The organism is Kitasatospora sp. NPDC093558 (assembly GCF_040683475.1).
GTDB lineage: Bacteria > Actinomycetota > Actinomycetes > Streptomycetales > Streptomycetaceae > Kitasatospora.
The window spans coordinates 1-5,461 of sequence record NZ_JBFBDY010000426.1 but is presented as its reverse complement, the minus strand read 5'-3'; the positions used below and the strand labels follow the sequence as shown (position 1 = coordinate 5,461).

Genomic DNA, 5,461 nt, shown 5'->3' with positions numbered 1-5,461 from the left:
CCCGGGGCCGGGACGGCGGGCGGGGTGGGGCCAGTGGGCTGGTCGCCGCGGGAGCACCGCCCGACCGGGGCCGGGGCGAGGGCCTGGTGGCCGTTGGCGGACGATTCGACGGCGGCCGGCTCGATGGCGGCACCTCCTCCGGTGGGGGACGGGACGGACAGGGCGGCGGCCGGCCTGCCGGCGGGCCGCTCGGCGCACTCGCGCTGGCCGGGCAGCGGGCCGGCCGGGCGGCCGCGGAACGTCCGGGGCGCGGCGGCCTGCTCGGGCTGCGGCGGCGCGCCGACCCGGGCGGCGCGCTGCTGGGCGGTGGGGTAGCGGCGGCCGATCCCGGCGGCGGCGTGCGCGGTGCCGCACTGCGGGTCGGACGGCAGCAGCGGGAGCACGGTGACGGCGTCCAGCCGCAGGGCGGGCAGCCCGGCGAGCTCCAGCGCCGCCAGGAGCGGCGCGCGGTGGGCGGCGGGCAGGAGCCGGGCCAGGGGCGCGGCCAGAGCGGAATCGGCGAGTCGGCCGCCGGGCGGGGTGAGCGCGGCGACCAGCCCGTGGAAGCCGCCCCGGGCGGCCGGGGCGGCGGCGAACGGCAGCAGCCGCTCGCCGAGCGCGAGGCGCGGGCCCGCGGTGCGCAGCGGGCGGGCGTCGGCGGCGAGGGCGAGCAGGCCGCCGGACGGGCCGGGCAGCGGGTAGGCCCACCAGAGCACGTCGCGCAGGTGGTCCTCGCGGTCGGTGACGGGCATCTGGCCGGCCCAGGGGTGGCCGTCCGCGGTCAGCGCGGCCAGGGTGTCGAGGGCGTCGCAGCGGCGGCGCGCGCAGGTGCCGCCGGCGGCGGCGCGCGGCTCCATGGCGGGCAGCAGGCCGGAGGCGGGGCGGTCGCGGGCGACCTCGGCGCGGTGTCCGAAGAGCTCCTCGGCGGCCCGGCTCCACTGCGCGATCCGCCCGGCCCGGTCGACCAGGACGAGGGCGAGCCGGACCAGGGCGGCGACACCCGCCGGGTGGCCACCCGGAACGGCCTCGGCGCCCGCCGGACGCGGTGTGGAGTTGGGCTCGTCCACCATGGATTCGGTCTGCTCCCGCCTGGCCGCCACGCCTGGAGGCGGCCGTCTCTCTGGAGGAAGGCACGCTGTGCGGATACCAGCGAAGCACGGACCGGGCCGGGCTCGATAGCGAAACGGGGAGATTCATCAGGATCGGTTGCACGCCGCTTGCCTCGCGCCGGTTCGTACCCCCCTTCCACCCGGTTGACGCTTCCCGCGCGGGGGTAGGGTGGCAGGCCGGGCTGCCGGCAGCCCCCGACGCCGGAGACGCAGCAGGACGAGACAGAGGCGAGAAGTGACCGCGCAGAGCCCCGTCCGCTGGACGGACCCGGAGCAGCAGGAGCTGGAGGAGCGGGTCGCCGCCGCCGAACTCGCCTGGCTGAGCATGGACGTCGACGTGCAGACGCTGCGGGTCGAGATCGACAACTTCGCGCTGATCCACCATCAGCTGCTCGGCCCGCTCTACGCCCGGCTGGACGAGCTCGACGCCCTCGTCGCCGAGGCGGTCGCGGCCACGACCGGGCTCCCCGAGGACGTGCGCCGGGCCGCCGAGGCCCGGCAGCAGGTCGAGGAACTCCCGGACCTGGACGCGCTGTTCGACTCCGTCCAGTCCGTGCGCGAGCAGCACGGCGGCCCCGCGGACGAGGCCGTGCCGGCGCCGCCCGCCGCCCCGGCCAAGGTCCGCCCCGGGCGGGAGGCCCAGCGGATCTACCGCGACCTGGTGCGCCGTGCCCACCCGGACCTCACCACCGACCCGGCCGAGCAGCAGCGCCGGGCCGCGTTCCTGGTCCGGGTCAACGAGGCCTACGCGTTCGGCGACGCCGGCGCGCTGGCGGGCCTGGCCGCCGAGTGGTCCACCGCGCCCGAGGCGGCCCCCGCGCCGGACGCGCCGGACCGGCTGGAGTGGCTGCGCCGCCGGCTGGAGTGGCTCACCGCGAAGATCGCCGAGACCGCCGCCGAGCAGGTCCGGCTGGAGCGCACCCCGATGGGGCAGCTCCTCGCGCTCGCCCCGCAGGACCCGGACGGGCTGCTGGAGCAGCTCGCCGAGGAGCTGCTGGCCAAGGCCGCGGACCGGCAGGCCGAGCTGGCCCGGCTGCTCGGCGACCACCGCCCCCCGGTGGGCGACAATGGCACGGACCCGAACGAGCCCCAGGAGACCCAGACGATGTTCCCGCAGATCCCTTCCGCCGATGCCGCCGCCGTGCCCGCCGACGCCGTCCTCCTGGACGTCCGCGAGCAGGACGAGTGGGACGCGGGCCACGTGGACGGCGCGCTGCACATCCCGCTCGGGCAGGTCATCGCCCGGCTCGGCGAGCTGCCGGACGACAAGCTGTACGTGCTCTGCCGCGTCGGCGGGCGCTCGGCGCAGGTCGTCCAGTACCTGGTGCAGCAGGGCCGCGACGCGGTGAACGTGGACGGCGGCATGTACGCCTGGGAGGGCGCGGGCCGTCCCATGGTCAGCAGCAGCGGCCAGGACGCCTACGTGCTGTAGGTCCTCCTTCGGTAGGCCCTCCTTCGGCCCGGTAGGGCAGGATGGGCGCGCGACCGACCCGGGACGGGCCCGGCGGCGCCCGTCCGGCAGGGGGAGTGCGCATGGGCGACAGCACGAACACACCGGCCGGCGGGCGGGTGTGGTCGCGGCCCGCGCAGCTCGTGCTGGGCCTGGCCGCCGTGGTGCTGCTCACCGCGACGGGGCTGTTCCTCGGCGCGGTGTTCCTGCACGTCGCGCCCGCCAACACGGTGTCCCGGCAGTACCGGGAGCAGATCGACGGCGTGGTCTACCCCGAGTTCGAGCAGAACTGGAAGCTCTTCGCGCCCAACCCGCTCCAGCAGAACGTCAGCCTGGACGCCCGGGTGCGGACCGTCGCCGACGGCGGCGCCACCGACACCCGGGACTGGCTCGGGCTGACCGCGCAGGACATCGCCGCGATAAGGGGCAACCCGGCGCCCAGCCACGTCGACCAGAACCTGCTGCGGCGGGCCTGGGACTTCTACGACGGCTCGCACAACCCGCAGGACGAGACGCTGACCAACACCCGCGGCAAGCTCGCCGAGGAGTACCTGAAGCGCATAGCGCTCCAGCGGATCGGCCGCAGCGTGGACGGGCGCCGGATCCTGGAGATCCAGTTCCGGGTGACCTCGGCGACCGTCCCGCCGCCGTCCTGGAGCGGGGAGGCCGCGCCGCCGGAGCCCAAGGTGCGGGAGCTGCCCTGGTGGCCGGTGGACGACGAGGACTACCGGGGGCTCGCGTGAACGAGGTGTCGCGGCCCGAGACGTCACAGCCCGAGACGTCGCAGCCAGGGGCGGAACGGCCGAGGCTGGGCGGGATCCCGCGCCAGGGCGGGCAGCAGGTCGTGCCGTTGTCCGTGCCCACGTCGGTGCCGGGCCCGCTCGCGCTCGTCGGCCGGGCGCTGGAGACGTTCACCGGGCGGGTGCTCGGCCGCCACCAGGCGGCGGTGGTGCGGATCGGCTTCGGGCTGGTCTGGCTCGCCTACCTGCTGCGCGAGTGGCCCCACCGCCGGGTGCTGTACGGCGACCTGTCGCCCTGGTCGATGGACCTCGCCCAGCGGCTCCTCGCCGACAACGGGGCCTTCACCGTGCTGCCCTGGTTCGACGGGCGGCTCTGGTTCGAGGCGGTCTACCACCTGGCGGTGCTCGCCGCCGTCGCCGTGGTGCTCGGCTGGCGGACCCGGGCGAGCAGCGTGCTGTTCCTGGTCACCGTGCTGTCGCTGCAGAACCGGGACGTCTTCCTCGGCGACGGCGGCGACAACGTCCTCCACCTGATGGCGGTCTACCTGGTCTTCACCCGCTGTGCCGAGGTGTGGTCGCTGGACGCTCGCCGCGGCCGCTCCGGGTGGGGCGGCGTCGTGCTCTGGGCCGTCCTCGGGGCCGTGCTGGCGATCTGTCAGCTCGGGGACTTCTCCGGCTCCACCCTGGCCTGGACTTCCGCCGCCTTCCCGTACGTGGGGTGGGCGCCGCTGTTCTGGGGGCTCTGGGCGGTGGCCGGCGGCTGGTGGCTGCTCGGCCGGCTGCGGCCGGACGGCGAGGTGCGGGCGGTGCTCGACGCGCTCGCGACCATGGTGCACAACTGCGCGATGCTGGTGATCGCCGCCGAGGTGGTGCTGATCTACGCCACGGCCGGCTGGTACAAGGTGCAGGGCACGCGCTGGCAGGACGGCACCGCGCTCTACTACCCGCTCCACCTGGACTACTTCGCGCCCTGGCCGGGGCTGTCCGCGCTGGTCGGCTCGGCGCTGGTGCCGGTGTTCCTGATCTCGTACGGGACGGTGATCGTGCAGGTCGCGTTCCCGTTCACCCTGCTCAACCGGCGGGTCAAGAACGTGCTGCTGGCCGTCATGATGGCCGAGCACCTCGGGATCGCGGTGGTGCTCGGGCTGCCGGTGTTCTCGCTCGCGATGGTCGCGGCGGACGCGGTGTTCCTGCCGACCGGCGCGCTGCTGTGGATCGAGCGGCGGGTGCGGCGTCTTGGACGGGTGGGGCGGGAGCCGGTGCCGGTCGGGCCGGAGGACCCCCTCTAGGATGGCGCTATGTCCTGGTTTGCCGCGCTGCGTGACACCGCGCGGACCGGACTCACCCTCGACCGGACGCTGACCGACCCCAAACGGGCCGCGCGCGGGGCCGTCGCCGTCGGGCTCGTGCTGTTCCCGACCCTCGCGATCGGCGGCGTCCCGCTCGCGACCTCGGCCGCGATGGGCGCGTTCATCGCCGGGACGGCCACCTTCCAGCGCAGCTTCCGGCCCCGGGCCAGCCTCGCCGTCGCCGCCGGGATCGGGCTCGGCACCAGCACCTTCCTCGGGTACCTGGCCGTCGGCGTCTTCGGGCTGTTCCCGGCGCTGCTCGCGGTGTGGGCCTTCGCCGCCGGACTCGCCTGGGCGGTCGGGCCGACCGCCGGAGTGGTCGCGGCCAACACCGTCTCGGTGATGCTGATCGTCGTCCAGCTGCCGGTCGGCGTGCTCGCCGCGCTCGGCCACGGACTCGTCGCCGCCCTCGGCGGAGTCGTCCAGGCCGCCGTCATCACCCTGTGGCCGATCGGCAGTTGGACCGCCCAGCGGGCCGCGCTCGCCGACACCTACGCCGAACTCGGCGACTACGCCCGGCGGTTGCGGCAGGACCCGACCGCGCACGTCGACCCGGCGCCGTTCATGACCGCCCGGCACGCCGCCGCCCTCACCCCCTGGCAGGACCGCCACCGGCCGCCCGAACTGCGCGGCCTGCGCGGCATCGCCGAACGCATCCGCCCCACCCTCGCCGCGCTCGCCGACCCCAAGGTCGGCGCGCCCGGGGAAGGGCCGCAGCGCGACCGCGCCCGGGAGGTCCTCGCCGCGTCCGCCGAGGCCATGGACGCCCTCGCCCGGGCCATCAGGACCGGCGACCCCGTCCGGCTCCCCCGCACGGCGCCGGTCTACGCGCTG

Annotated in this window: 3 protein-coding genes and 2 pseudogenes; 4 read left to right on the top strand and 1 reads right to left on the bottom strand. The window is 76.1% G+C overall.

Annotated features, from left to right (window positions below):
- Positions 1 to 1,049 (bottom strand): annotated as a pseudogene (locus AB0O00_RS28150) (hypothetical protein); the annotation flags it as partial.
- Positions 1,050 to 1,323: 274 nt separating this feature from the next.
- Here AB0O00_RS28150 and AB0O00_RS28145 point away from each other — a divergent pair.
- The 4 genes and pseudogenes from AB0O00_RS28145 to AB0O00_RS28130 all read left to right on the top strand — a co-directional run.
- On the top strand, positions 1,324 to 2,520 hold the full coding sequence (locus AB0O00_RS28145; protein ID WP_363656404.1) for a rhodanese-like domain-containing protein: 1,197 nt from the start codon (positions 1,324 to 1,326) through the stop codon (positions 2,518 to 2,520).
- 101 nt (positions 2,521 to 2,621) lie between these two features.
- Positions 2,622 to 3,281: a DUF5819 family protein gene (locus AB0O00_RS28140; protein ID WP_363656402.1), complete on the top strand. Its 660-nt coding sequence runs from the start codon at positions 2,622 to 2,624 to the stop codon at positions 3,279 to 3,281.
- Between the two features lie 113 nt (positions 3,282 to 3,394).
- Positions 3,395 to 4,567 (top strand): HTTM domain-containing protein, encoded by a 1,173-nt coding sequence (locus AB0O00_RS28135; RefSeq protein WP_363656406.1) that lies wholly within the window; start codon positions 3,395 to 3,397, stop codon positions 4,565 to 4,567.
- A gap of 9 nt (positions 4,568 to 4,576) precedes the next feature.
- Positions 4,577 to 5,461: pseudogene (locus tag AB0O00_RS28130) on the top strand (FUSC family protein); the annotation flags it as partial.